Origin of the sequence: Rhodoplanes azumiensis, assembly GCF_042682915.1 — a bacterium.
Classification (GTDB): Bacteria; Pseudomonadota; Alphaproteobacteria; order Rhizobiales; family Xanthobacteraceae; genus Rhodoplanes; species Rhodoplanes azumiensis.
On record NZ_JBHUIW010000015.1, the window covers coordinates 35634 to 62445 of the forward strand.

17 protein-coding genes and 1 pseudogene are annotated in these 26812 nt (G+C 70.3%); 12 read left to right on the forward strand and 6 right to left on the reverse strand.

Translation table 11 applies throughout. The features are described 5' to 3' along the window. The first annotated feature begins 174 nt into the window (after positions 1 to 174). The 4 genes from ACFSOX_RS13610 (at position 175) to ACFSOX_RS13625 (ending at position 8630) form a co-directional block, all read left to right on the forward strand. The gene (locus ACFSOX_RS13610) at positions 175 to 2235 is read left to right on the forward strand and encodes a carbohydrate porin (RefSeq protein ID WP_378478357.1); all 2061 of its coding nucleotides are present in this window, start codon (positions 175 to 177) and stop codon (positions 2233 to 2235) included. A gap of 565 nt (positions 2236 to 2800) precedes the next feature. After that, positions 2801 to 4045: an efflux RND transporter periplasmic adaptor subunit gene (locus ACFSOX_RS13615; RefSeq protein ID WP_378478358.1), complete on the forward strand. Its 1245-nt coding sequence runs from the start codon at positions 2801 to 2803 to the stop codon at positions 4043 to 4045. 17 nt (positions 4046 to 4062) lie between these two features. After that, entirely contained in the window at positions 4063 to 5301 is a 1239-nt protein-coding gene (locus tag ACFSOX_RS13620; protein WP_378478359.1) for an efflux RND transporter periplasmic adaptor subunit, read from the forward strand. Positions 5302 to 5468: 167 nt separating this feature from the next. Beyond that, complete coding sequence (locus tag ACFSOX_RS13625) at positions 5469 to 8630, forward strand: efflux RND transporter permease subunit (protein WP_378478360.1); 3162 nt, start codon at positions 5469 to 5471, stop codon at positions 8628 to 8630. A 47-nt stretch (positions 8631 to 8677) separates the two neighbouring features. Here ACFSOX_RS13625 and ACFSOX_RS13630 read toward each other — a convergent pair whose 3' ends face one another. Together ACFSOX_RS13630 and ACFSOX_RS13635 are read right to left on the reverse strand one after the other, a co-directional pair. Further along, entirely contained in the window at positions 8678 to 11866 is a 3189-nt protein-coding gene (locus tag ACFSOX_RS13630) for an efflux RND transporter permease subunit (RefSeq protein WP_378478361.1), read from the reverse strand. Positions 11867 to 11917: 51 nt separating this feature from the next. Beyond that, positions 11918 to 13141 carry an efflux RND transporter periplasmic adaptor subunit gene (locus ACFSOX_RS13635; protein ID WP_378478362.1) on the reverse strand — a complete coding sequence of 408 codons (1224 nt, stop codon included), beginning with the start codon at positions 13139 to 13141 and terminating at the stop codon, positions 11918 to 11920. Between the two features lie 274 nt (positions 13142 to 13415). On the opposite strand from ACFSOX_RS13635, the gene ACFSOX_RS13640 reads away from it, so the two are divergent. Continuing rightward, on the forward strand, positions 13416 to 14093 hold the full coding sequence (locus ACFSOX_RS13640) for a response regulator transcription factor (RefSeq protein ID WP_378478363.1): 678 nt from the start codon (positions 13416 to 13418) through the stop codon (positions 14091 to 14093). 181 nt (positions 14094 to 14274) lie between these two features. Here the strand turns inward: ACFSOX_RS13640 and ACFSOX_RS13645 are convergent, their stop codons facing one another. Then, positions 14275 to 15639, reverse strand: a complete 1365-nt coding sequence (locus ACFSOX_RS13645; protein ID WP_378478364.1) for a TolC family outer membrane protein — start codon at positions 15637 to 15639, stop codon at positions 14275 to 14277. Between the two features lie 388 nt (positions 15640 to 16027). Here ACFSOX_RS13645 and ACFSOX_RS13650 point away from each other — a divergent pair, with 388 nt between their 5' ends. The 3 genes from ACFSOX_RS13650 (at position 16028) to ACFSOX_RS13660 (ending at position 19057) form a co-directional block, all read left to right on the forward strand. Then, the gene (locus ACFSOX_RS13650) at positions 16028 to 17713 is read left to right on the forward strand and encodes a thiamine pyrophosphate-binding protein (protein ID WP_378478365.1); all 1686 of its coding nucleotides are present in this window, start codon (positions 16028 to 16030) and stop codon (positions 17711 to 17713) included. A 153-nt stretch (positions 17714 to 17866) separates the two neighbouring features. Further along, positions 17867 to 18532, forward strand: coding sequence for a TetR/AcrR family transcriptional regulator (locus ACFSOX_RS13655; protein WP_378478366.1), 666 nt, complete (start codon positions 17867 to 17869; stop codon positions 18530 to 18532). Positions 18533 to 18769: 237 nt separating this feature from the next. Next, the gene (locus ACFSOX_RS13660) at positions 18770 to 19057 is read left to right on the forward strand and encodes a DUF6455 family protein (protein WP_378478367.1); all 288 of its coding nucleotides are present in this window, start codon (positions 18770 to 18772) and stop codon (positions 19055 to 19057) included. A 276-nt stretch (positions 19058 to 19333) separates the two neighbouring features. On the opposite strand, the gene ACFSOX_RS13665 is transcribed toward ACFSOX_RS13660, so the two are convergent. Further along, complete coding sequence (locus ACFSOX_RS13665) at positions 19334 to 20164, reverse strand: universal stress protein (protein ID WP_378478368.1); 831 nt, start codon at positions 20162 to 20164, stop codon at positions 19334 to 19336. 245 nt (positions 20165 to 20409) lie between these two features. Next, positions 20410 to 20781, reverse strand: a complete 372-nt coding sequence (locus tag ACFSOX_RS13670; RefSeq protein ID WP_378478369.1) for a c-type cytochrome — start codon at positions 20779 to 20781, stop codon at positions 20410 to 20412. A gap of 191 nt (positions 20782 to 20972) precedes the next feature. Here ACFSOX_RS13670 and ACFSOX_RS13675 point away from each other — a divergent pair, with 191 nt between their 5' ends. From ACFSOX_RS13675 to glcF, 3 genes are all read left to right on the forward strand, one after another. Continuing rightward, on the forward strand, positions 20973 to 22466 hold the full coding sequence (locus tag ACFSOX_RS13675; RefSeq protein ID WP_378478370.1) for an FAD-linked oxidase C-terminal domain-containing protein: 1494 nt from the start codon (positions 20973 to 20975) through the stop codon (positions 22464 to 22466). 334 nt (positions 22467 to 22800) lie between these two features. Next, a complete protein-coding gene (locus tag ACFSOX_RS13680) occupies positions 22801 to 24048 on the forward strand; it encodes an FAD-binding protein (RefSeq protein WP_378478371.1) in 1248 nt (415 codons plus the stop codon). Between the two features lie 7 nt (positions 24049 to 24055). Further along, a complete protein-coding gene (gene glcF / locus ACFSOX_RS13685) occupies positions 24056 to 25393 on the forward strand; it encodes a glycolate oxidase subunit GlcF (protein WP_378478372.1) in 1338 nt (445 codons plus the stop codon). Between the two features lie 94 nt (positions 25394 to 25487). Here glcF and ACFSOX_RS13690 read toward each other — a convergent pair whose 3' ends face one another. After that, the gene (locus ACFSOX_RS13690; RefSeq protein WP_378478373.1) at positions 25488 to 26513 is read right to left on the reverse strand and encodes a hypothetical protein; all 1026 of its coding nucleotides are present in this window, start codon (positions 26511 to 26513) and stop codon (positions 25488 to 25490) included. Between the two features lie 56 nt (positions 26514 to 26569). Here ACFSOX_RS13690 and ACFSOX_RS13695 point away from each other — a divergent pair. Beyond that, positions 26570 to 26812: pseudogene (locus ACFSOX_RS13695) on the forward strand (adenylate kinase); the annotation flags it as partial.

The following is a 26812-nucleotide window of genomic DNA, read 5'->3' on the forward strand; positions in this document are numbered from 1 at the left end:
CGTGGCTGTCATCTACTTTTCGTAATTCTCGGGGGACATCCCCATGGGGACATCCCCGAAGGAGACGCCCCGGGGAATCCGGCGGTGTTGTCGGCTCGACACAACCGGCGACAAACCATGGCCTGCCGCCGTCGTGACGGTGCGGAACGTAAGAATGCGGTTTATGGACGACAAATGCGAACCCGTATCCTGATCGAGACCGCCGCTGTCGGGGCGCTGCTCGTGGCCGGTCCGGCCGGGGCGGCGGATCTCCGCGCGGGTGCAGGCGCGGGCGCTTCGTCCGGCTCGGTGCCGCTCGCCTATTGGAGCGGCGCCTTCGTCGGGGCTCATGGGGGCTGGACGACGGGGCACGCGGAGGGCATGGCGCGCGAGGCGGCCGGCACGGTCGTTCCGGTACGGGTGGATCTGTTCGAACCCTACGATCTGGCGAAAGGCACCGGCAGCTACAGCCTCGGCCTGCATGCCGGCTACAACTGGGCCCTTCCGTCCCGGTGGGTCGTCGGCGTCGAGGCCGACATCACGACGCCGAACACGATCGGCACTGCCCGGACCGTCGTCTCGCCCGGCGGCGACCAAACGGCGTTCGGCGAGGCCGTCACCCTGGCGGGCACGCTGCGCGGCCGGGTCGGCTACGCCTTCGACAGCTGGCTCGCCTACGCGACGGCCGGCTTCGCCTGGTCCTTCGACCGGATGACCGCGACGCCGAACCCGGGCGCCGCGACCGGTGACGAGCAGGCCGACGGGACGGTCGCGGCCCGCCTGTGGCGGTTTGGTTGGGCGGCGGGCGGCGGGCTCGAGATTCCGCTGACGCCGGCCTGGTCGGCCCGCGCCGAGTATCTCTACACCGGGTTCGGCACCGACGGCGTGACGCTGCCGGGCGGCCGAGCTCTGTCCGCCGACCTCTCCGCCCACACCATCCGGCTGGGCCTCGACTACCGGCTCGGCGAAGGACGCTCGCCCTTCGATCCGCTCGCCACCGGCGTGTCGGGCCTGGAGACCGACCGTTTCGCCTTCCACGGCCAGACCACGTACACGCATCAGTACGCATCGCCGTTCCGCTCGCCCTATGCCGGCCAGAACAGCTTCTATCCGAACCAGGCCCGGCAGACCTTCGACGCCACCTTCTACATCGGCATGCGCCTGTGGGACGGCGCCGAGCTGTGGGTCAATCCCGAGATCGACCAGGGCTTCGGGCTGAGCCGCAGCTTCGGCGTCGCCGGCTTTCCGAGCGGCGAGGCCTACAAGGCCGGCGCCGACTATCCGTATGCACGGCTGCCCCGCGCCTTCCTGCGCCAGACCATCGATCTCGGCGGCGAGACCGAGACGGTCGAGGGGGGGATCAACCAGTTCTCCGGCAAGCAGACGAGCGACCGGCTGGTGATCACGGTCGGCAAGTTCTCGGTCGGCGACGTGTTCGACACCAACAAATACGCCCACGATCCGCGCACCGATTTCCTCAACTGGGCGCTCGCCGACACCGGCACGTTCGACTACGCCGCCGATGCGTGGGCCTTCACCTACGGCGCCACGGTCGAATGGTATCGCGGCGACTGGACGTTCCGGGCCGGTGCCTTCGACCTGCCGAAGGTGCCGAACAGCACCGATCTCGACCCGACCTTCCAGCAGTTCGAGTTGGTCGGCGAGGTCGAGCGCCGTCACGAGATCGCCGGGCGCAAGGGCAAGGTCGCCGTCACCGGCTTTCTCAACCGCGCCCGGCTCGCCACCTTCGACGACGCCATCGCCTACGGCCAGCTCACCGGCACGACCCCGGACCTCGCCGCGGTGCGCCGCTATCGCAGCAAGACCGGGCTGTCGGTCAACGTCGAGCAGGAGATCACGCCGACCGTCGGGGCGTTCCTGCGCGCCGGCTTCAACAGCGGGAACGTCGAGACCAACGCCTTCACGGACATCTCGCGTGCCCTCGCGGGCGGGCTCGTCCTGTCCGGCCGGATGTGGTCGCGACCCGACGACACCATCGGCATCGCCGGCATCGTCAACCAGATTTCGCCGTCTCACGTCGCCTATCTGAACGCCGGCGGTCTCACCGCGATCCTGGGCGACGGGATGCTTCCCAATCCGGGCCGCGAAAAGATCGTGGAAACCTATTATGCGTTTCCGCTCGGCTTCGGGACTTGGCGCATGACGCTCGATTATCAGTTCGTCAGCAATCCCGGTTATAATCGCGATCGTGGTCCGGCTTCGGTGTTCGGAACACGCCTGCGCTCGACGTTCTGATCACGTCCGCGTCGTCGTGGCGCCCGAGTGGCATGAGGAAGCGGCGCACGCCTGCGTGCTCGCACCGGGAATCATGAACGTATGTTCAGAGTTGCGACCTGCATCGTGGCGCGCGCGTTGCAGCAGACAGGAGTGATCGCGGCAGGCGCGCAGCAGCGACCGCGTCATCTCGCCGCGACTGCGGCCCGGACATTCCTGGGACGCGCCGTCCGGGGGCGCTTGTAAGGTTGATGTAAGCGACTGATGCGAGATTGCCGGGTGCCGGCTGGGCGGTGTCGGCCGCTGCGTCCGCACGACCGCCACGGTCCGAATCCGACACCGAACCGACGAACGCACGACACCCAATACCGACATACGCAAAACCTACGATACCAAGACACGCTACCAAGACACGCGATACCCAAGACCGACAACGAAGACCGACAACGAACCCCTAAGACCGACGACAAGCGTTCACCCCCCGACAGCACGGTTCCGCCATGACATCGACCCTCGGCAGAGTGCGGCTACCGCGCGGCATCGCCGTGCATCTCGGATCGTGACCGGATCGGCGGAGGATCCTGATATGGCGGGACGATTCGGCTGGCGCGGGCGCATCGTCGCGATCGGGGCGTTGCTGGTGGTGGCGGCCGGCGCCGGTGCGACCTGGACGCTGGCCGGCCGCGGCAAGCTCCCCGGCGCGACCGCCGCCACCGCGGCGGCTGACGCGCCGCATGCCAAGCCCCAGCGCAGCGGCTTCTATCGTCTCAAGGACAGCGAGTGGAGCACGGTGGCGGTCGAGCCGGTCGCCGAGCACGCGTTCCGCTGCCAGCACATCACCGAGGGCAAGATCCAGATCGACGAGGACCACGCGACGCCGGTGGTCTCGCCCTATGCGGGCCGGGTGAACCGGATCCTGGTGAAGGCGGGCGACACGATCGTCCGCGGCCAGACCCTGTTCGTCGTCGAGGCGACCGACATGGTGCAGGCGCAAAACGATTTCGTCGCCGCCGTCACCGGGCTCGCCAAGGCGCGCGCCGCTGCCGATTTCGCCCGCATCACCGACAAGCGCAGCCGCGATCTCTTCGACGCCAAGGCGGTGCCGCTGAAGGAGGTGCAGCAGGCGCAGGCGGCCCTCGCCGCCGCGACGAGCGACCTCGCCTCGGCCGAGACCGCGTTCGACGTCGCGCGCGACCGGCTGCGCCGGCTCGGCGCCGCCGAGGCGACGGTCGCGGATCTCGCCGCCGGCGGCCGCATCGACCCCGACATGCCGATCCCGGCGCCGCTCGCCGGCACGGTGGTGCAGCGCAAGATCGGCCCCGGCCAGTATGTCGGCGCCTCCGGCGAACCCGTCCTGGTGGTCGCCGACCTCTCCAAGGTGCGGCTCGTCGCCCATGTGCGCGAGACCGAGGCGGCGTCCATCCGGGTCGGCCAGCCGCTCACCTTCACGGTGCCGGCCTGGCCGGACCGCCGGTTCCACGGCGTCGTCGACTATGTCGCCTCCGAGATCGACGCCGGCAGCCGCCGCCTGACGGTGCGCGCCACGGTCGACAACACCGACGGCGACCTCAAGCCGGAGATGCTGGCGAGCGTCACCATCGACACCAACGGCACCGTGCTGGCGGCCGGCGTGCCGCGCGAGGCGCTGGTCGTCGAGGGCAACGTCGCCAAGGTGTGGGTGGTGCGCGACGACAAGGGGATCGAGCTGCGCCGCGTCGGCACCGGCATGACGGACCGCCGTATCGTCGAGATCGTCGACGGCCTCAAGCCGGGCGAGCGCATCGTCGCCGGCGGCAGCCTGCTGATCGATCGCATCGCGAGCGGACGCTAGGGCGGTTTTCAGTCGCGATGGATCAGACCTCGTTTCCGCTCGTCCCCGCGAAGGCGGGGATCCCGGGCCGCGCGACCGGCGGCTCCCGGATCGTCTCCTGCCTGCTCGCCGCCGCCGTCGCCAGTGCCCTCGTTCTGGCGCCCGGCGTCGCGCCGGCCTTCGTGCCGAGCAAAGAGGGCAACCGGGTCCGGGTGACGCCCGATCAGGAGCACCAGATCGTCGTCGAGCGGATCGAGCCGCGCGATTTCAGGGTGCGCAAGCTGGCGATCGGCCAGGTCTCCTACGACGAGGACGCGACCACGGTGGTCTCGTCGCCGTTCTCCGGGCGCGTGGCGCGGCTGATCGCCAAGCTCGGCGAGCGGGTCGAGCCCGGCGCGCCCCTCGTCGAGCTCGACAGCGTCGACGTGCTGCCGCCCCAGAACGACCACGTCGCCGCGGTCGGCGCGCTGACCAAGGCGAAGGCGCAGCTCGATCTCGCCCGCACGGCCGAGACCCGCGCCCGCGCCCTCTACGAGCAGAAGGCCGGCGCCCTGAAGGACTGGCAGCAGGCACAGGCGCTGCTCGTCGCCGCCGAGAGCGACCTGCGGGCGGCCGAGACGGCCGTCGAGGCGTCGCGCCAGCGGCTGCGCATCATCGGGCGCAGCGACGAGGAGATCGCCGATCTGGCGGCCCGCCGCGTCACCAGCCGAAGCGTGATCATCAAGGCGCCGATCGCCGGCACCGTGACGGCCCGCAAGGTGGCGGTCGGCCAGCATGTCCGCGGCGAGCTGTCCGAGCCGCTCTACGCGATCAGCGATCTCTCGACCATGTGGCTCAAGGCCCAGGTGCCGGAGGCGGACCTGGCGGCCGTGCGGGTCGGCGACCGGGTCGACGTGAAGATCTCGGCGCTGCCCGGGCGCCTCTTCAAGGCGCGCGTCGCCGTCATCGGCGCGGTGTCGGACGCCGTCACCCACCGCGTGGTGGTCCGGGCCGTGCTGCCCAATCCGGACGGCGCCCTGAAGGCCGAGATGTTCGCCGCCGTCACGATCGAGACCGGCGCGGGGCGCATGGCGCCTTCGGTGCCGGTGCGCTCGGTCATCCGCGAGGGCAGCCGCGACGTGGTGTGGATCGAGACCGAGCCGATGATCTTCGAGCGCCGCACCGTGACGCTCGGCATGGAGCAGGACGGCCGCTTCGAGATCAAGGACGGCGTCGCGATCGGCGACCGGGTGGTGACGGTCGGCGCCATCTTCGTCGAGAACGAGTGGCAGCAATAGGCGAGAGCGGCGTCGGTGGCCCATCTGGACAACGACTCCGCTCGTCCCCGCGACGGCTTCGCCCCGGGGACGATACGGCCAGGGACTCTGGATCTCCGCCTGCGCGGCAATGATCGGAATGCAGGACGGCCTCCGTCCTCACAGCACTGAACGGGTTCGGCCTTCCCATGTTGCGGCAACTCATCGCGTTCTGTCTCTCGCGCCGGCCCCTGGTGATGATCGCCTATGCGGCGTTCCTCGGCATCGGCTTCGTCGCCTTCCTCAACCTCAACATCGAGGCCTATCCGGACCCGGCGCCGCCGATCATCGAGATCATCGCGCAGCGGCCCGGCCAGTCGCCCGAGGAGATGGAGCGCTACGTCACCATTCCGATCGAGGTGGCCGTGGCGAGCACGCCGGGACTGAAGTTCATCCGCTCCAACACGGTCTATGCACTCTCCTTCATCCGCCTGCAGTTCGAGTACGGCCGCGACTATCACTTCGTGCGCCAGCAGGCACTCAACCGGCTCAAGGACGCCGAGCTGCCGGACGGCGTGCAGCCGGTGATCTCGCCGGCCGGCACCATCAGCGAGATCTTCCGCTACGAGCTGGTCGGTCCGCCCGGCATGAGCGTGATGGAGCTCAAGACCCTGCAGGACTGGGTGGTGGAGCGCCGGCTGCGCATCGTGCCCGGCGTCTCCGACGTGCTGGTGCTGGGCGGCAAGACGAAGGAGATCCAGGCCGAGATCGACATGGTGCGGATGATGGCGCACGGCATCACCATGCCGCAGATCATCCAGGCCATCTCGGCCGGCAACTCGAACGTCGGCGGCCGCACCATCGCGATGGGCGAGCAGCAGGTGAACGTGCGCGGCATCGGCGTCGCCACCTCGCTCGACGACATCCGCAACATCGTGCTGACCCAGCAGGGCGGCGCACCCGTGATGCTGTCGGACGTCGCCAACGTCCAGATCGGCTTCACGCCACGACTCGGCATGGCTGGCCGCGACGACAAGACCGACGTCGTCACCGGCATCGTGCTGATGCAGAAGTTCGAGCGCACCATGGACGTGGTGAAACGGGTGCGCGAGGCGGTGGAGAGGATCAACACCGACGGGAGTCTGCCGCCCGGCGTCAGGATCGTGCCGTTCTACGACCGCGGCGATCTCGTCGCCGTGACCGTGAACACGGTGCTGCACAACATGCTGTTCGGCATCGCGCTGATCTTCCTGATCCAGTGGGTGTTCCTCGGCAACCTGCGGTGCGCCCTGATCGTCGCCGGCACGATTCCGGTGGCGCTGTTCCTCGCCGTCATCATCACGGTGCTGCAGGGCGAATCGGCCAACCTCCTGTCGGTCGGCGCCATCGATCTCGGCATCATCATCGACGCCACCGTGATCATGCTGGAGAACATCTACCGGCATCTCGCCCACCACCATCCGGCGGTGCCGTCCACCTCCGGAACCAGCGAGCGGCTCGGCGACAAGCTGCATCGCGTGCTGGTCGCCGCCGTCGAGGTCGACAAGGCGATCCTGTTCTCCGTGCTGATCACCATCGCGGCCTTCATCCCGCTGTTCACCATGCGGGGCGTCGAGGGCCAGATCTTCGGCCCGATGGCACGCACCTACGCCTATGCGCTGCTCGGCGCCGTGATCGCCACCTTCACGGTGACGCCGGTGCTCTCCTCGATCCTGCTGCCGGAGCGGGTCGCCGAGGTCGAGACGCTCCTGGTGCGCGGGCTGCGCACCGTCTACATGGCGATCCTGCCGCGCGCCGTCCGCCACTATCGCATCGCCGTCACGGCGGCGGTCGCGTTCCTGGCCTTGTGCAGCGTCGCCGGCATGCGGCTCGGCACCGAGTTCCTTCCCAAGCTCGAGGAGGGCAATCTCTGGGTCCGCGCCATGATGCCGCCGACCATCACGCTCGAGGCCGGCATCGAGACGGTGGCGCGCATCCGCGACGTGATCAGGAGCTATCCGCCGGTCCGCACCGTGTTCTCCGAGCAGGGCCGCGGCGACGACGGAACCGATCCGGACGGCTCGTTCCTGGCCGAGTTCTTCGTGCCCCTCAAGCCGTTCGAGGAATGGCCGAAGGGCATGACCAAGGAGGATCTGGTCAAGGCGCTCTCCGAGCGGCTCAACCGCGAGTTCGTCGGCATCGACTTCAACTTCTCGCAGTACATCCAGGACAATATCGAGGAGGCCGTCTCGGGCGTGAAGGGCGAGAACTCGATCAAGATCTTCGGTCGCGATCTGGTCGAGCTCGAACGGCTGTCGCGCGGCGTCAAGTCGGAGATCGGCAAGGTGCCGGGCGTCACCGATCCGGCCGCCTTCAGCCTGCTCGGCCAGCCCAACCTGATCATCAGGATCGACCGCGCCAAGGCGGCCCGCTACGGCTTCTCGATCGCCGACATCAACGCCGTCGTGCAGGCGGCGATCGGCGGCCAGCAGGTGGCGCGCGTCTACGAGGGGGAGATGAACTTCGCCCTCACGGTGCGGCTGGCGCCCGAATATCGGGCCAATGTCGACGCCATCCGGTCGATCCCGGTGGCGCTGCCGAACGCCGATCCCAAGCTGCCGACCTCCTACGTGCCGCTCGGCGAGCTCGGCGACGTCAAGCTCGTCACCGGCGCCGCCTACATCTACCGCGAGAACAGCCAGCGCTTCGTGCCGCTCAAATACTCGGTCCGCGGCCGCGATCTCGGCTCCACGGTCGAGGAGGCGCAGGAGAAGATCGCCGAGAAAGTGCCGCTGCCGGGCGGCTACAGGATGGAGTGGTCGGGCGAGTTCGGCGCCCTGCAGGAGGCGAAGGCGCGGCTCGCGCTGATCATCCCGCTCAGCCTTCTGATGATCCTGATGCTGCTCTACAGCCTGTTCAACAGCGTGCGCGACAGCCTCTTGGCGCTCTCCGGCATCCCGTTCGCGGTCGCCGGCGGCATCATCGGGCTCTACGTCGCCGGACTGAACGCCAGCGTGTCGGCGGCGGTCGGCTTCATCTCGTTGTTCGGCGTCTCGGCCATGGACGGCATCCTGCTCGTCTCCTACATCCGCCGCGCGCTCGAGCAGGGCGAGGGCACCGAGCAGGCGATCGTCGGCGCCGCCGAGACCCGCATGCGGCAGATCTTCATGACCGGCTTCTCGGCCTGCATCGGCCTGGTGCCGGCCGCGATCTCGACCGGCATCGGCGCCCAGGTGCAGCAGCCGCTCGCCGCCGTCATCGTCGGCGGCATGCTGTTCTCGCCGATCTGCAGCCTGTTGGTGATCCCGAGCCTCGCCCGCCTGGTGCTGCCGGAGGTGAAGCCGCGCGAGGTCGCCCCGGGGGCGACGCCGGCGCCGTCGCCGGCCCACTGAGCGGGCCGCCGGCCGCGGCGGCCCTGATCGACGACGGCGAGCAGTGGTCATGCCGGCTGCTCGCCGTCGACGCCGACCCCGGCGGGATGCTCGTCGGAGAGCGGCGTCTCGGCCGACAGGGGCCGACGCCGCGACAGCGCGGCGATGAGCACCGGCAGCACGATCAGGATCAGGATCGGCGCGACCAGGATGCCGCCCACCACCACCATGGCGAGGGGACGCTGCACCTGGGCACCGATGCCGGTCGAGATCGCGGCCGGCAGCAGGCCGACGCAGGCGGCCACGCAGGTCATCATCACCGGACGCATGCGCACCTCGGCGGCCTCGCGGATCGCGGCCAGCCGGTCGCGGCCGCCCTGCTCGATCGCCTGGTTGGCGCAGGTGAGCAGGATCACGCCCTCCATGGTGGCGATGCCGAACAGGGCGATGAAGCCCATCGCGGCCGAGACGCTGAACGGCGTGCCGGTGAGGGCGAGGGCGACGATGCCGCCGATCACCGCCATCGGAATGACGCTGACGGCGAGCAGCGTGTCGACGATCGAGCCGAAGTTGACGTAGAGCAGCACGGCGATCAGCAGGATCGTCAGCGGCACGACGATCTGGAGGCGCGCCAGAGCGGCGCGCAGGTTGCCGAACTCGCCCACCCATTCGAGCCGCGAGCCGGGCGGCAGCCGAACCTCGGCGTCGATCCGCGCCTGCGCCTCCGCGATGGTCGAGCCGAGATCGCGGCCGCGGACGCTGAACTTGATCGGGATGTAGCGCTCCTGGCCCTCGCGATAGATGAACGCGGCGCCCGAGACCAGCGACACCGAGGCGACGTCGCCGAGCGGGATCTGCACGATGCCGCCGCCCGGGGCCGTCGCGCCGATCGTCAGATGGCGGATCGCCTCGGGGCTGCGGCGAAACTCCGGGGCGAGACGAATCACGATCGGGAAGTGGCGGTCGCTGCCCGGCTCGTAGAGATCGCCGGCCGACTGGCCGCCGACCGCAGCATGAACGGCGGCGTTGATGTCGCCGGGCGTGAGCCCGTAGCGGGCGGCACGGGCGCGGTCGACGTCGATCTGCACGGTCGGCTGGCCGAGCGAGGTGAACACCGAGAGGTCGGCGATGCCGCGCACGCCGACCAACACCGTCTCGATCCGCTTGGCCGTCGCCGTGACGTCCTCGAGGTCGTTGCCGAAGAGCTTGATCGAGTTCTCGCCCTTCACGCCCGACACCGCCTCGGCGACGTTATCCTGCAGGTACTGCGAGACGTTGAAGTCGACCCCCGGAAACTCCGCCTGCAGCCGGCCGAGGATCTCGTTGGTCAAGTCGACCTTGGTCAGGCCCGGACGCCACGTGGAGGCGGGCTTCAGCGGCGCGAAGAACTCGGCGTTGAAGAAGCCGGTCGCGTCGGTGCCGTCGTCGGGCCGTCCGTGCTGCGAAACGACACTCTCGATCTCGGGCGAGGAACGGATCAGGCGGCGCATCCGGTTGACGTAGCCGTTGCCCTCCTCGAGCGAGATGGTCGACGGCAGCGCCGCCCGGATCCACAGATTGCCTTCTTCCAGCTTGGGCAGGAACTCGAGGCCGAGCGAGTGGCCGACGAACGCCGCCGCGACGACGAGCGCGCCGGCGCCGGCGAGGGTCACGCCGCGCCGCCGCATGGCGAAGGCGAGCGCCGGCCGGTGGATCGCGGCGAGCGCCCGCACCACGATCGTCTCGGTCTCGCGCACGTGCTCGGGCATCAGGATCGCGGCGAGCGCCGGCGCCACCACGAAGGTCGCGATCAGGCCGCCGGCGAGCGCGTAGGCGTAGGTGCGCGCCATCGGGCCGAAGATGTGGGCCTCGACGCCGGTCAACGTGAACAGCGGCAGGAAGGCCGCGATGATGATGGCGCCCGAGAAGAAGATCGCCCGGTTCACCCCGGTCGCCGCCTCGTATAGCACGGCGAGCTTGCCGTCGAAGCCCGCCGTCGGCCGGCCGGGTCGGCCGCTCGTCTCGCCGGGGCCGTGCGCGAGGCGGCGGAAGATGTTCTCCACCATGATCACGGTGGCGTCGACGACGAGGCCGAAGTCGACCGCGCCGACCGAGAGCAGATTGGCGGACTCGTCGCGCAGCACCATGATCCCGATCGCGAAGGAGAGGGCGAACGGAATCGTCGCGGCGACGATCACGGCACTGCGGAAGTCGCCGAGAAACACCCACTGCAGCAGGAACACCAGCACGATGCCGGCGACCATGTTGTGCAGCACCGTGTGGGTGGTGAGATCGATCAGATCCTTGCGGTCGTAGATGCGCTCGATCCGCACACCTGGCGGCAGGATGTCCGAGCTGTTGATCTGCTCGACGGCCCGCTGCACGTTCTCGATCGACGGACTGCTCTTCTCGCCGCGCCGCATCAGCACGATGCCCTGGACGATGTCGTCGTCGTCGTCCTTGCCGGCGATGCCGAGGCGTGGCGCGTGGCTCACCTTGGGGACCGCGACGTCGCGGACCAGCACGGGCGAGCCGTTGCTCTGCGCCAGCATGGTGCTGCCGAGGTCGTCGAGCGTGCGGATCGAGCCGACGCCGCGCACCACGGCAGCCTGCGGACCGATATTGACCGTGTTGCCGCCGACATTGACGTTGCTGTTCTGGATCGTCTGCACGAGCTGCGGCAGCGTGACGCCGTAGGCGACGAGCCGGTCGAAGTCGACCTGCACCTCGTAGGTCTTGCTCTTGCCGCCCCAGCCGATCACGTCGACGACGCCCGGCACGGCGCGGAAGCGTCGCTCCAACACCCAATCCTGCAGGGTCTTCAGGTCGAGAACGCTGTAGCCGGGCGGTCCGACGAGCTTGTAACGATAGATCTCGCCGATCGGGCTCACCGGGCTGATCGCCGGCTGGACGTTGTTGGGCAGCGCCGGAAGCTGGGCGAGCCGATTGAGAACCTGCTGCAGCGCCTCCTCGTAGCTGTAGTCGAAGCTGAACTGCAACTTGATGTCGGCGAGACCGTAGAGCGAGATGGTCCGCATCGTCGTGAGATTGCGGATGCCCGAGAGCTGCGTCTCGATCGGGATCGTGATGTAGCGCTCGATCTCCTCGGCCGACATGCCCTCGCTCTGGGCGACGACGTTGACCATCGGCGGGACCGGATCCGGATAGGCCTCGATGTTGAGATACCGGAAACCGACGAGGCCGCCGACGATCGAGGCCAGGAACATCACCACGACCAGCACCCGCTGGCGCAGCGCGAACGCGACGACACTGTTCATTGTCGATGTTCTTCGTCAGGAGAGCGATGGACCTTCAGGAGGCGTACACCGTCACGAGGCCCGCGCCTTCGCGGCGCGATCGATGAACAGGTTGCCGCGGGTGACGACCTTTTCGCCCGGCGTCAGGCCGGACACCACCTCGACGACGTCCCCGTCGGCGCGTCCGAGCGTCACGTCGCGCAACGCCAGCCGACGGTCGCTGCCGACCACCCAGACGCGCGCCGTGTCGCCCTCGTAGATCAGCGCCGGCCGCGGCACCACGGTCGAGCGCGCCGTGTCGCCCGCCAGGACGGTCACGTTGGCGAACATCTCCGGCTTCAGCGCACCGTCCGCATTGTCGATCACGCAGCGCACCGCGAGCCGTCGCGTCGACGGGTCGACGGTCGCAGCGACGTAGTCGATCGTCGCGCGGAAGCGCCGACCGGGATGCGCCAGCACCTTGAACTCCACCGTCTGGCCGGCCGCGACGCGACCGGCATCGGTCTCGCGCACATTGGCGATCAGCCAGACGGTCGAGAGATCGCCGACCATGAAGACCGGGTCGTTCGAACCGGCCGTCACGTATTGGCCCGGCCCGACCTTGCGCTGCACGACCGTGCCGGCGATCGGCGCATTGATCGGCACCTCCGGGCTGATCCGGCCGGTGGCCCGAAAGGCCTCGATCTCGGCGTCGCTGCGCCCGAGAATCCGCAGCCTATTGGTGGCGGCCTCGAGCCCGATGCGAGCGGAGCGCAGGTCGCTCTCCGCGGCGACGAGATCGGCTTGCGCCTGCTGCCAATCCTTCAGCGGCACCGCCTTGGCGGCGTAGAGATCGGCGTTGCGCTTCTCGACCGTCCGGGCGAGTTCGTGCTGCGACGTCGCCTTGTCGAAGGCCGCGGCCGCGGTGATGAAGTCGTTCTGCCCCTGCACCATGTCGGGCGACTCGAGCGTGAACAGAAGCTGTCCGCGCGCGACCGTGTCGCCCGGCTTGGCGAACAGCCGGGTCACGCGGCCCGCATAGGGCGAGTAGATCGGCGTCGCACGGCTCTCGTCGATGGCGACGCGACCGTCGGTGACCAGGCGGGACACGAAGGTGCGGCTCTCGACGGCGGCGACGCCGAGATCCTCGAACTGCCGCTCGCTCACGGCGAACGCACGCGGGTCCGCCTTCGCATCGGTGGCCGCGATCGGCACCGCGCCTGCGGGCGCTTGTGCACCGGACGTCTCGGTCACGATCAGCGTCCCCGCCGCGGCCGCGATGGCGACAGCGAGACCCGCCGCGACGGACATCCACATGCGAGACTCGAAACGAACCATGTCGGACCTTCCGCAGAAACAGAAAGGCCCGCAGTCGCGGCGCGGCGGCCAGGGGGACAAGCTCTCGCCGACGGGCGCGACTGCGGGCCGGACGACCGAGACATACGGGGGTGCCCTTACACCCCGCTTACGCCATCCTGACGAGGATCTTCATTCGCGCGGCGCCGTGGCCGACGGTCTCTTCCGGGAGCCGCGCCGGTCCGTTACATCTGCGGACAGGAACCTCGGTTCGCTGCGGGAGGCTCGTCGTCGCATGCGCGTGCTGGTCGTCGAGGACAACGAGGAGCTTGCCGGTCTCGTGGTCGGTGGCCTGAGAAAGTCCGGCCATCTGGTCGATCACGTGCCGACCGGCGGAGACGCGCGGGACATCCTCGCGACGCACCGCTTCGCCGTCGTGATTCTCGATCTCGGCCTGCCGGACGCCGACGGGCTGTCGGTGCTGCGCGGCCTGCGCGCCCGTAACGATCCGACCGCCGTGCTGGTCCTCACCGCCCGCTCCGGCATCGACGATCGCGTCGAGGCGCTGCGCTGCGGCGCCGACGATTATCTGATCAAACCGTTCGCGTTCGAGGAGCTGATCGCCCGCCTGGAGGCGCTCGCCCGGCGGCCGCGCGAACTGCACGGCCCCGCCCTCGTGGTCGGCAACGTGACGTTCGATCCGGCGACCCGGCAGGTGCAGGTCGACGACGCGCCGCACGTCTTCTCGTCACGCGAGCTGGTGCTGCTCGAAGCGTTGATGCGCCGCAAGGGCCGCGTCGCCACCAAGCGCGTGCTGGAGGACGAGCTGGCCGGATCCGACGGCGAGCTGTCGGCCAACGCGGTCGAGGTCTATGTCCACCGCCTGCGCAAGCACCTCGGCGAGCTCGGTGCCCGGGTGACGATCCACACGGTGCGCGGCGTCGGCTATCTGATCCGAGAGGCGGACGCCTGAGATCGGCGGTTCTGAACCTCGACCCGTCATCCTGGGGTGCCCGGGCCTTGCCCGAGCACTTCAGGGTGACGGTGAGTCTCAGGATCGAAGGACGCTGGCACGACGTGACATCCGCCTGATCCTTTCGGCAACCCTTCCGGGGTGGCGCACTCGGGTCGACGCGCCCCCGAACGACGGCGTCTCACTTCCCGTCGGGCGTCCGCAGGCCGTGCCAGGCGTCGCGGACCTGCTGATAATGCACCTGCGGCTCGTAGCTCGGCGTCGCCAGCGCCAGCGTCTTGTGGTCGAGCCGGCCGATGGTCGACAGGAGCGTGTAGGAGGCCACGACGCGGTCGCGCTGCGCCAGGATCAGGCGGGAGCGCGCCTGGGTCAGATCCTGCTGCGAGTTCAGCACCTCGAGCGTGGTGCGCTGGCCGGCCTGCGCCTCGCGCTGCACGCCCTGGAGCGCGATGGTGCCGGCCCGCACCTCGGCTTCGGCCGCCGCCAGCGCCACCTTGGCACCCTCGTGCGTCACCCAGGCCGCGATCGTCGCCGTGTTGGTCTGGGTGCGCACCCGGTCGAGCACGATGCGGGCCTGGGTCAGCACCTCCTTCGACTGGCGCACCTGCGCGGCCGCCTGACCGCCGTCGTAGATCGGGATGTTCAGGCTGCCGGTCAGGAAGGCCTGGTCGGTCCCCTTCGAGCCGAGCGTCGTATCGGTGTTGCGGTCGCGCTGCAGGCCGGCTTGCGCCATGAGGGTCGGGTAGAGCGCCCCTTCCGCGATCTTGATGGCGTATTGCGAGACGTCGATGTCGAACTGGGCCCCCTTGACGGCGGGGTTGTCGCGGCGGGCGAGGGAGACCGCCTCGTCGCGGCCGCGCGGCAGCAGCCGGTCGATCGGCTCGGCCGCGGCGAGACGGCCGGGCGGAGCGCCGATCACCTGCTCGTAGGTCGCCTGGGCGATCGCCAGCGCGACCTCGGCGGCGTTGAGGTCGGCATTGCCACGGGCGAGCCGCGCCTCCGCCTGGGCGACGTCGGTCGGCGTCACGTCGCCGGCGTCGAGCCGCTTGCGGGTGGTGGCGAGCGTCTCGCGCAGGAACGTCACGTTGGCGCGCTGCGCCTCGACCAGCGACTGGTTGGCGACCACGTTCATGTAGGCCGTCACGGCATCGAGCAGCACCGACTGCTCCACCCCGCGCAGCGCCTCGCGGCCGGACAGCACCTGCGATTCGGCCTGCCGCACTTGGTTGCCGGTGCGGAAGCCGTTGAACAGCACCTGGGTGATGGTGACCTGCGCCGTGTAGCCGCGCAGCGTCGCGCGCTGGGTGTCGCCGCCGGGCAAGAGGTCGCGCAGCGCGATCAGGCTCGGGCTCAGCGCCGCGGCGATCTGCGGCCGATAGCCGGACAGCGCGATCGACACGTCCTCGTCGGTGCCGCGCTGACGCGCCCGCTCGGCATTGAGCACCGGATTGGTCTGATAGGCGCGCACCAGCGCGGCCTGCAGCGTGTCGGCGAACGCCGGGCTCGCCGCCGTCAGCACCAGCGCGAGCGCCGTGAGACCGAGCATCGATCCGAGCCGCCCCCGGCAGATCGGTCGCTCGTCCGCGCCCGCGGCGCGCCGCCTCGTCGTTGCAACCATCTCGTCCTGCACTCTCGTTCGACACCCCCGGCGTGCAGCCGCGCACCTGTGCGATGCGATGTGTTCTTCCCGTGCCGCATGCCGTCGTCGGGTCTTTACTACGAATTAACCGCTCGGTCGTCAGGGCGGCGGCGCATCGCGCCACGAATCCACACCGGCGTGACCGGATTGCCGCATTGAAAAGACGTATTAGGTGCAGCGACTTACACCCGGCTTACACGGCCCGTTGACAGCTCCGCGCCGGCCGCGAAGATCGCCTCGCGCGCCCGCGGGGCGTGCCGGGCCTCCGTCGCCCCCATCCCGGGAAAGTTCTCACATGCGTCCGCAAGGCAATCTGCGCACGGCCGCCGAAGCGCTGGTCGACCAGCTCGTCGTCAACGACGTGCAGCACGTGTTCTGTGTCCCCGGCGAGAGCTATCTCGCCGTGCTCGACGCCTTCCATGATCGCGACATCGCCGTCACGGTGTGCCGCCAGGAAGGCGGCGCCGCCATGATGGCCGAGGCGGTCGGCAAGGCGACGGGGCGGCCCGGCGTCTGCTTCGTGACGCGCGGCCCCGGCGCCACCAACGCCTCGCCCGGCGTGCACATCGCCCAGCAGGATTCGAGCCCGATGATCCTGTTCATCGGCCAGGTCGGGCGCGACCAGAAGGAGCGCGAGGCGTTCCAGGAGGTCGACTACCGGGCGATGTTCGGCGGCATGGCGAAATGGGTGGTGGAGATCACCGATCCGGCCCGCATGCCGGAGCTGGTCTCGCGCGCCTTCTACGAGGCGACGGCGGGGCGGCCCGGCCCCGTGGTCGTGGCGCTGCCGCAGGACGTGCTGGTCGAGCGCATCGAGGCGCCGCCGGCGCCGCCCTTCGTGCCCGTCGACATCGCGGCCGGCGCCGCCGATCTCGCGCGGCTGCGCGACATGCTGGCCGGCGCGCAGCGCCCCGTGCTGCTGCTCGGCGGCAGCCGATGGACCGCGGAGGGCTGCCGGGCGATCGCCGCCTTCGCCACGCGCTTCGACCTGCCGGTCGCCACCACGTTTCGCCGCGCCCATCTCGTCGACGCGCTGCATCCCTGCTACGCCGGCGATCTCGGCATCGGGCCGAACCCGAAGCTGCTCGACCGGGTGAAGACCGCCGACCTGGTGCTGCTGGTCGGCGGGCGGCTCGGCGAGCTGCCGTCGCAGGGCTACGAGCTGATCGATATTCCGGGGCCGCAGATGACCTTCGTGCACGTCCATCCGGGCGTGCACGAGCTCGGCAAGGTCTATCGCCCGCATCTCGCCATCAATGCGACGCCGGCCGCCTTCGCGGCGGCCGCGGCGAGCCTCGCGCCGCTCGAGCGCGTGCCGTGGGCCGGCGCAGCGGCGGCGGCCCACGCCGATTATCTCGCCTGGTCCGAGACACCGACCGCGGTGCCGGGCGGGGTGAACCTCGGTCACGTCATGCTGTGGCTGCGGGACAACCTGCCGCCGGACGCGTTCGTCACCAACGGGGCCGGCAATTACGCGGGCTGGATTCACCGCTTCTACCGGTTCCGCCGCTTCGCCACACAGGTGGCGCCGATCTCGGGCTCGATGGGCTACGCCGTGCCCGCCGCCGTGGCGATGAAGCGGCTCCATCCCGACCGTACCGTCGTCTCGGTCAACGGCGACGGCGACTTCCTGATGAACGGGCAGGAGCTCGCGACCGCCGTCCAATACGGGCTGCCGATCATCGTCCTGGTCTGCGACAACGGCCTCTACGGCACGATCCGGATGCATCAGGAACGCGAGTATCCGGGCCGCGTCTCGGCGACCACGCTGACGAATCCCGACTTCGCCGCCTATGCGCGGGCGTTCGGCGGGTTCGGCGCGACGGTCGCGACGACGGCGGCGTTCGCCCCGGCCTTCCGGGCCGCGCAGGAGTCCGGGCTGCCGGCGATCCTGCATCTGAAGATCGACCCGGAGGCGATCACGCCGACCGCGACGCTCCAGGGCATCCGCGCGAAGGCGCTGGCCGCGCAGGGCGCGTAGCCGCGGGCACGGACCCGACCCGCCCTCGTCTCGGTGGCATCTCGGAGACGGGGCGCCGGTGCGGTTTTGCTTGCATGACCGGGCCGGGCGCGGCAGGGTCTGAATCTCGACTCATATCTTGTTTGCGAAAAAATCATCGCCGAGACCCGACCCATGCCCTACCGCCGCACCGAACGGGTCATCGAGCGCCTCGCCGCCCGCCGCGACGATATTCTCGCCGCGGCCCGGGCCGTCGCCAGCGCCCAGGGGCTCGCCGGCGTGCAGATCGTGCCGGTCGCCGAGCGCGCCGGCATCGCGGCCGGCACGGTCTACCGCTACTTCCCGGCCAAGGCCGATCTCGTCGCGGCCCTGCTGGAGCAGGTCAGCGAGCAGGAGGTCGCCGCGATGGCCAAGGCAGCCGGCGCTGCACCGGGGCCGCTCTCCGGGCTCGCCGCCGCGGTGACGAGCTTCGCCGGCCGGGCGCTGCGCCAGCGCCGCCTCGTCTTCGCGGTGCTGGCGGAGCCGGTCGAGTCGGAGATCGAGGCGCAGCGGCTCGCCTGCCGGCGCGCCATCACGGGCGTGATCGAGGGCTGCATCACGACCGCGATCGCCACCGGCCGGCTGCCCGAGCAGGACGTGCGGATCGCCGCCGACGCGATTCTCGGCGCCCTCGTCGAGGCGCTGATCGGCCCGGCCGCCTCGGTCGACGCGGATCCGGCGAAGCAGCGTGACGCCGTCCAGGCCGTGGTGCTCCTGGTGCTGCGGGCGCTCGGCGTGGTCGACGCGCGCGCCCGCGGCCTCGTCGTGCAAGCGCCATGGCCGGCCGAGGACGCCGCCTGAGAGGCTGAAAATGGTTCCCGGCTTTCGAGAGTCAGGCCGAGCCAAGCCCTTGACTTGACTTGATCTGAAAATCACGAAAGCCGAATCATTATCCCTCTCTGAGACGGTCATGGCGGGTGACGGCCGGCGTTTGCTGCAGATCAAGAACCCGGTTGCCTAAGATCAAGGACGGTCGAATCCGGATTATCCAGGATGTCCACGGTGGCGGCCGAACGATGCCACGCCGCGGAGACGACGATGCGTGATTTCGACAGATTCGACCGATTTTCCGCCAACATCGGTGAGATGATGGAACGGCTGGGAATCGAGTGCGACGAGGAGGTCGACAGCTACTTCGGCCGCACGCTGGGCAGCGTCATCCGCTCCTGCCAAGCCTGCCGCTCGGCCGAGCTGTGCAGCGACTGGCTGGCTCGCGCACCCGTCGCCGTCAGCCGCGCGCCCGCCTTCTGCCCCTATGCCGAGCGCCTCGACGGCCTGGCCCTCGATCAGGCCGTCCTGCCGCCGCGCCGTCACACGGTGCACTGAGCGCGAGTCCCCGCGCCGACGACATGCCCGGCCTCGCGCCGGGCATTCGTTTTTGAAACGGGATGGTCGCGGCCCCTGTCACCCTCTCGCTCAGGGAGAGGGCGACGCGCATGGCGCGTCGGGGTGAGGGTTTACGGCGTCCGTGGGATGGCTCGGCCTCCCTCCCCCGGATCTCACGCGATGGCGCGAGATCCGACCTCTCCGCGCCGGGGAGAGGTGAAACTGAAATCTCTCGCATCCCCGCGGCTCGCGATCGTCGTCGCGTCGCTCGGACGCTCAATGCGACATCAGCACCGGCACCGTCATCGAGCCGAGGATGCCGCGGGTCGCGCCGCCGAGCACGAACTCGCGCAGCCGCGAGTGGCCGTAGCCGCCCATCACCATGAAATCGGCCGAGACGTCGGCCGCGTAGGACAGAATCGTGTTCGGCACGTCGACGTCCTCGGCGACGATGCGCTTGACGTCGACCTTGATGCCGTGGCGGGCGAGGTGGTGGCCGACATCGGCGCCGGGGATCTCGTCGCTCTTCGAGCGGCCGGTGGCGACGATCACCACGTCGACCTGGGCGGCGCGGGCCAGGAACGGCAGGGCGTCGCCCATCGCGCGGGCCGCCGTGCGGCTGCCGTCCCAGCACATCAGCACGCGATCGAGCGCGAGGCCGTCCTTCTGGATGTAGGGCACCATCACGACCGGCCGGCCGGACTCGAACAGGGCACCCTCGGCGAACAGGTCGGCCGGCGACATCCGGTCCGGCTCGCGCTGGCCGACCACGGCGAGATCGAAGCGCCGGGCGATGCGGCCGAACATGTCGGTGGCGCCGCCGAGCGTCGCCTCGATGATGCGGTGGCCGGCCTGCACGCCGGCGAGCTCGGCCGCCCGGTCGAACCGCGCGATCGCGGTCTGCGCCATCGTCAGGCTCTCGTCGCGCTGGGCGTCGATCCACTCGGCCGACACCCCGTCCATGATGCTCGGCGAGATCACCGGATCGTAGACGAACACCACCCCGGTGACATGCGCCCCGAAGGTGCGCGCGATCGAGATCGCGAAGGCCGCCGCCGGATCGTGGTCGGCGACGAGCGCGAGGTTCACGACGATGTCCTTGATCATGCTTCACTCCCGTGACGCGCGGACCGGTCCCGGCCGGCCGGCGTCCTCTCGTTGCAGGGGTCGATGCTAGAAGGCGGGCCGGCGTCGGTGTTGATGGGGGTCAAAGCCCGAAGGGCCGCGAGCCCAGGACGGCCCGCCGTGACCAGCGATCAGGGGGGGCGGCGCCGCCGCCGGCCGCGGCGGTGCCGGTCGACGCGAGGGGCACGGCCGGCCCCGGAGGCACCGGCCGCGGCCGCCGGGTCGGCTTACTTCACGGTCTTGAGATAGGCGATCACCGCCTTGACGTCGTCGGGGTTCTTCAGGCCCGCGAACACCATCTTGTTGCCCGGGATCGTGCCCTTCGGGTCGGCCAGATACTTGGTCAGGAACGCCTCGTCGACCGTCTGCTGGGCGAACTTGAGGTGGGCGTCGGAATACTTGAAGCCCGCCACCTGGCCGAGCTTGCTGCCGTAGATGCCGAACAGCGACGGACCGACGCCGTTCTTGCCGGCCTCCACCTTGTGGCACGCCTTGCACTGGGCGAAGGCCTTCGGGGCCTCCTGGGCGGGCGCCGCCGTGGTCGCCGCGACGAGGGCCGCGGACGCGGCGATCGCCGCCATGATCGAACGAATTTCCAAAGGTCTACTCCTGAATGAACGGGTCGCCCGGGACTGCCGGTAAGGTCCGGTGCCGGGCCAGACACGAGAGCGGAAGACTGCGCGGCCGGCGCCAAAGCGCGGCCGGTGCGATCATGCCGGTCCTGTTCGCCGCCGGTCAATTGGCTGTAGAGTGGAGGCAACGAGAACAACGACCCCCGGGAGAACCGTCCATGAGCGTGCGGATGCCGGCGCCCGACGCCGCCGTCTTGGCGCGACGCGACGACATCGTCGCGGCGTTGCGGCGCATCGTGCCGGGCGAGGGCGTGATCGCGACCGAGCGCGAGATGCGGCCCTACGAATCGGACGGGCTCACCGCCTATCGCCAGCTCCCCCTGGTCGTCGTGCTGCCCAGCACCACGGAGCAGGTGTCGCAGGTGCTGCGCTTCTGCTTCGACAACGGCGTCAAGGTGGTGCCACGCGGCGCCGGCACCTCGCTGTCGGGCGGGGCGCTGCCGCTCGGCGACGGCGTGCTGCTCGGCATGGGCAAGTTCAACAAGGTGCGCCGCATCGATTTCGCCGACCGCGTCGCCGTGGTCGAGCCGGGCGTCACCAACCTCGCCATCACGCGCGCGGTCGAGCACGCCGGCTTCTACTACGCGCCCGACCCGTCCTCGCAGATCGCCTGCACGATCGGCGGCAACGTCGCCGAGAACTCGGGCGGCGTGCACTGCCTCAAATACGGGCTGACCACCAACAACGTGCTCGGCTGCGAGATGGTGCTGATGACCGGCGAGGTGGTGCGGCTCGGCGGCGCCCATCTCGACGCCGGCGGCTACGACCTCTTGGGAGTCGTGACCGGCTCCGAAGGACTCTTGGGCGTGGTGACGGAGGTCACGGTGCGCATCCTGCAGAAGCCGGAGACGGCGCGCGCCCTGCTGATCGGCTTCGAGACCCCGGAGGCGGCCGGCGACTGCGTCGGCAAGATCATCGCGGCCGGCATCATCCCGGGCGGCATGGAGATGATGGACCGGCTCGCCACCGCGGCCGTCGAGGAGTTCGTCCACGCCGGCTACCCGCTCGACGTCGAGGCGATCCTGATCGTCGAGCTCGACGGGCCGCGGGCCGAGTGCGACCACCTGGTCGAGACCGTGTCGGGCATCGCCCGCGATTGCGGCGCCGTCACGGTGCGGGTGTCGGCCTCCGAGGAGGAGCGGCTCTTGTTCTGGGCCGGCCGCAAGGCGGCGTTCCCGGCGGTCGGTCGCATCTCGCCCGACTACTACTGCATGGACGGGACCATTCCGCGCGCCAAGCTGCCCTATGTCCTGCAGCGCACCCGCGAGCTGTCCGAGAAGTACCGACTGCGCTGCGCCAACGTGTTCCACGCCGGCGACGGCAACCTGCACCCGCTGATCCTCTACGACGCCAACGACGCGGACGAGCTCGCCCGCGCCGAGGCGTTCGGGGCCGACATTCTGCGCCTGTGCGTCGAGGTCGGCGGCGTGCTGACCGGCGAGCACGGCGTCGGGGTGGAGAAGCGCGACCTGATGCCGACCATGTTCTCGACCGTCGATCTCGACCACCAGCAGCGGCTCAAATGTGCCTTCGACCAGAAGGGCCTGCTCAACCCCGGCAAGGTCTTCCCGGAGCTGTCCAGTTGCGCCGAGCTCGGCCGCATGCACGTCTCCGGCGGCAGGCTGCCGTTCCCCGACATTCCGAGGTTCTGATGCATCGGATGGTTTGCGCTATGGCGCGGCACTCACCGTCACGACGAAAGGCTCGGCCCACAAGCAGCGATGTGGTCGTCCTCTGGCCGTGCGGCGAGCGCGGCGCGACTCCCTCTCCCCGGCGGGGAGAGGGTTGGGGTGAGGGGGTGCCGACGCCGATGGGTCATCGAGAGGGCGGCCCCCCCTCACCCGGAGTTCGCGCAGTCGCGCGAACTCCGACCTCTCCCCGCAGGGGAGAGGTGAAACGAGGGCGCCGCAGCCTTCGCGTTCCCTTCCTCAGTTGCGTGCCCGAGCGAGTTCCTCGTGAGAGAGGAACGACAAGAAGCGTTACGCCATGACGGCCCCCCTCGTTCCCCGCGATGCCGCCGAGGCCGAGGAGGCCGTGCGCTGGGCGCTCGGCGCCGGCAAGACCCTCGAGGTGATCGGGCGCGGCTCCAAGCGGGCGCTCGGCCGGCCGGCCCAGACCGACGCCACCCTCGACCTGTCCGGCCTCGCCGGCATCACGCTCTACGAGCCGAAGGAGCTGGTGCTCTCGGCCCGCGCCGGCACCCCGATCGCCGTCGTGGAGGCCCTGGTCGCCGAGAACGGCCAGGCGCTCGCCTTCGAGCCGATGGACTTGTCCGCGCTGCTCGGCGGCGCGCCCGGCGAAGGAACGCTCGGCGGCGTGCTGGCGACCAACCTGTCCGGCCCGCGCCGCCTGAAGGCCGGGGCGGCGCGCGACCACGTCCTCGGCTTTTCCGCCGTGTCGGGGCGCGGCGAGACCTTCAAGGCGGGCGGCCGGGTGGTGAAGAACGTCACCGGCTACGACCTCTCCAAGCTGATGGCCGGCTCGTTCGGGACGCTCGCGGCGCTGACCGACGTGACCATCAAGACGCTGCCGCGGGCCGAGACCGAGGCGAGCGTGCTCCTGCTCGGGCTCATGCCCGAGGCGGCGGTCGCCGCCATGGCGGCCGCCATGGGCTCGCCCTTCGAGGTGTCGGGCGCCGCCCATCTGCCGGCCGGCGTCGCGGCCCGCACCGCCGTCGCCGGCCTGCCGGACGACCGCGCCGTCACGGCGCTCCGGCTGGAAGGCGTCGGACCTTCGGTGGCCCATCGCCGCGACGGACTCTTGCGTCTCCTCGCCGCACACGGCGCCTGCGAGGGCCTCGCCCTGGACGCCTCGCGCGCCCTGTGGAAGGCCGTGCGGGACGTCACGCCGTTCGCCGCCTCCGGCACGCCGGAGGCCGACCGGCCGGTGTGGCGCATCTCGACGGCGCCGTCGCGCGGCGCCGAGATCGCGGCGCTGATCGCCGCCGCCACCGACGCCGAGGTGCTGTTCGACTGGGCCGGCGGGCTCGTGTGGGCGGCGGTCGCCCCATCGGCGGACGCCGGTGCGGCGGACGCGGGTGCCTCGGCCGTGCGGGCCGCGACGGCGCGCTGCGGCGGCCACGCGACCCTGATCCGGGCACCGGCGGCGGTGCGCGCCGTGGTCGACGTGTTCGAGCCGCAGCCGGGACCGCTCGCGGTGCTGACCCGGCGGATCAAGGAGAGCTTCGATCCCCGCGGCGTGCTGTGCCCCGGGCGGATGTGGGCGGGGGTGTGAGCGCGTCATGAGGACCGAGTTCTCTCTCGCCCAGCTGGCCGACCCGGCCATCGCCGAGGCCGACAAAATCCTGCGGGCCTGCGTCCACTGCGGCTTCTGCACGGCGACCTGCCCGACCTATGTGCTGCTCGGCGACGAGCTGGATTCGCCGCGCGGGCGCATCTACCTGATCAAGGACATGCTGGAGGCCGACCGCCCCGCCGGGCCCGAGGAGGCGAAGCACATCGACCGCTGCCTCTCCTGCCTGTCCTGCATGACCACCTGCCCGTCGGGCGTGCACTACATGCACCTGGTCGACCACGCCCGCACCCACATCGCGCAGACCTATCGGCGGCCGTGGCACGAGCGGGCGCTGCGCACGCTGCTCGCCCGCACCATCCCGAACCCGCGCCTGTTCCGCCTGGCGAGCGCCGCCGCGACGCTCGGCAAGCCGCTGGCGCCGCTGCTCGCCCGCGCCGGGTTTTCGCGCGTCGCCGCGATGCTGCGGCTCGCGCCTTCCCATGTGCTGCCGGCGCCGACGCCCTCGGGCCGGGTGTTTCCGGCGGAGGGGACGCGGCGCGGCCGCGTCGGTCTCCTGTCCGGCTGCGTCCAGCGGGTGCTGTCGCCCGACATCAACGCCGCCACCATCCGGGTGCTGACCCGGCACGGCTACGACGTCGTGCTGCCGGCGGGCGAAGGCTGCTGCGGCTCGGTCACCCACCACATGGGCGACGAGGAGCACGCGCTCGCCGCGGCGCGCGCCAACGTGACCGCTTTCGCGGCAGAGATCGACGGCGCCGGCCTCGATGCGATCGTCTCGACCGCGTCGGGCTGCGGCACCACGATGAAGGACTACGGCTTCATGCTGCGCGCCGATCCGGCCTTCGCCGACACGGCGGCGCGGGTCGCCGGCCTGGTGCGCGACATTTCCGAGGTGCTGCACGGGCTCGGCGACATGAAGCGGGCGCCGGTGCCGGCCCTCTCGGTCGCCTACCAGGCGCCGTGCTCGCTGCAGCACGGCCAGAAGGTGGTGCGGCAGCCCAAGGAGGTGCTGGCGCGGCTCGGCTTCACGGTGCGGGACGTGCCGGAGGGGCACCTGTGCTGCGGCTCGGCCGGCACCTACAATATCCTCCAGCCCGATCTGTCCGACCGCCTGCGCGACCGCAAGATCGCCAACCTGGAAAGCCTCGCGCCGGACGTGATCGCGGCCGGCAATATCGGCTGCATCACGCAGCTCGCAGGCGCGACGGCGATCCCGGTCGTGCATCCGGTCGCGCTGGTCGACTGGGCGACGGGCGGCCCGAAGCCGGCGGCGCTCGCCGGCATCGTCGCGGGCGACGCATCGCCGCGGACGCCGCCCGCGTGACGCTCTCGAACGTCGCGCCGCGCGCGTGAGATCGCACGAAAGGCATTGCAAGCGCGGTGTCGTCATGAAAGATGGAGCGCGCGCTGTCGTTCGCTCACGATCCACATGACTTGCCACATGACATGAAAAGCGTGCGGCTCGGTTGGCGAATCGGTTGCGCGAGCGCAAGATCGTGACTATCGAGAAGAACGCGCCCGATGCGGTCATCTGCCGACGAGGTCGGCTCCTCCCAAGGATCCAACGATCGCCGCGGGCTTCGCACTCCCGGTCGCGCACGCCGAGCGATCGCCTCGGACGGACGATCGGGACCAGCGCCGATGGCCATGGAGCATCGCGGAATGGTCGAATCCGGTGTGCCCGACAGGAGCGCCGCGACGTCGTCCGCGTCCCCGCACGGTTCTTCTCGGTGTTCGATGATCCTGGCCGTTTCGTTGCCGTAACGCCGAGCCCAGTCGAGATCGGGAGCATCCCACATGGCAAAGACCGCGAAGAAGGCCGCTCCGAAGGCCAAATCCAAGACGTCCACCGCCAAGGCCGCCGGCAAGCCCGCCAAGGCCGCCGCGAAGTCCGCGACGACCAAGAAGGCGGCCGCCAAGGCGCCGGCCGTGAAGAAGACCGCGGCGAAGAAGCCGGTGGCCAAGAAGACCGCGGCGAAGGCGCCGGCGGCGAAGAAGTCCGCCGCGAAGAAGCCGGCCGTGAAGAAGACCGCCGCCCGCAAGCCCGCCGCGAAGGCGGCCGCCCCCAAGAAGACCGCTTCGAAGAAGACCGCTTCGAAGAAGACCGCGGTGAAGACGACTGCCGTCAAGACGACGACCGCGAAAAAGCCGGCGGCGAAGAAGACACCGGCGAAGAAGCCGACCGCTGCCACGAAGCAGCCCGCCGCGAAGCAGCCGGCGGCGAAGGCCGCGGCCCGTAAACGCGTCGCCGCGCCCGCCCCGGCTCCCGCCCCGGCCGCCGAAGCCCCTGCTCCGGCTGCTGCCGAGTCCGCCGCTGCCGAGCCGGCGGCGAAGCCGCGCCGGATCGTCCGCCGTCCGGCGCCGACGCCGCCGGCCGACATCGCCGCGCCGGCCTCGTCCGACGTGAGCGTTCCCCCGCCGCCCGTCGCCGCCGCCGCGGTCACGGGCGAGATCGATCAACCGAGTCCCTGACAAAGACGAAGGCCGACGAAGAGGTCCCATGGCCAAGGCATCCCGGAATCCGATGAAGAAGAAGACGGGCGCGAAGGGCGCCAAGCCGTCGAAAGGCGCGGCTGCCGCCGAGCCGAAGACGCGCAAGTCAGCCGCCAAGACATCCGCCCCGAAGGCGGCCACGGCCGGGAGCCGTGCCGGCAAGACCAGCAAGCCGGCGAAGCCGGCCAAGGCGACCAAGCCGGCGAAGCCGGCCAAGGCGACCAAGCCGGCGAAGCCGGCCAAGGCGACC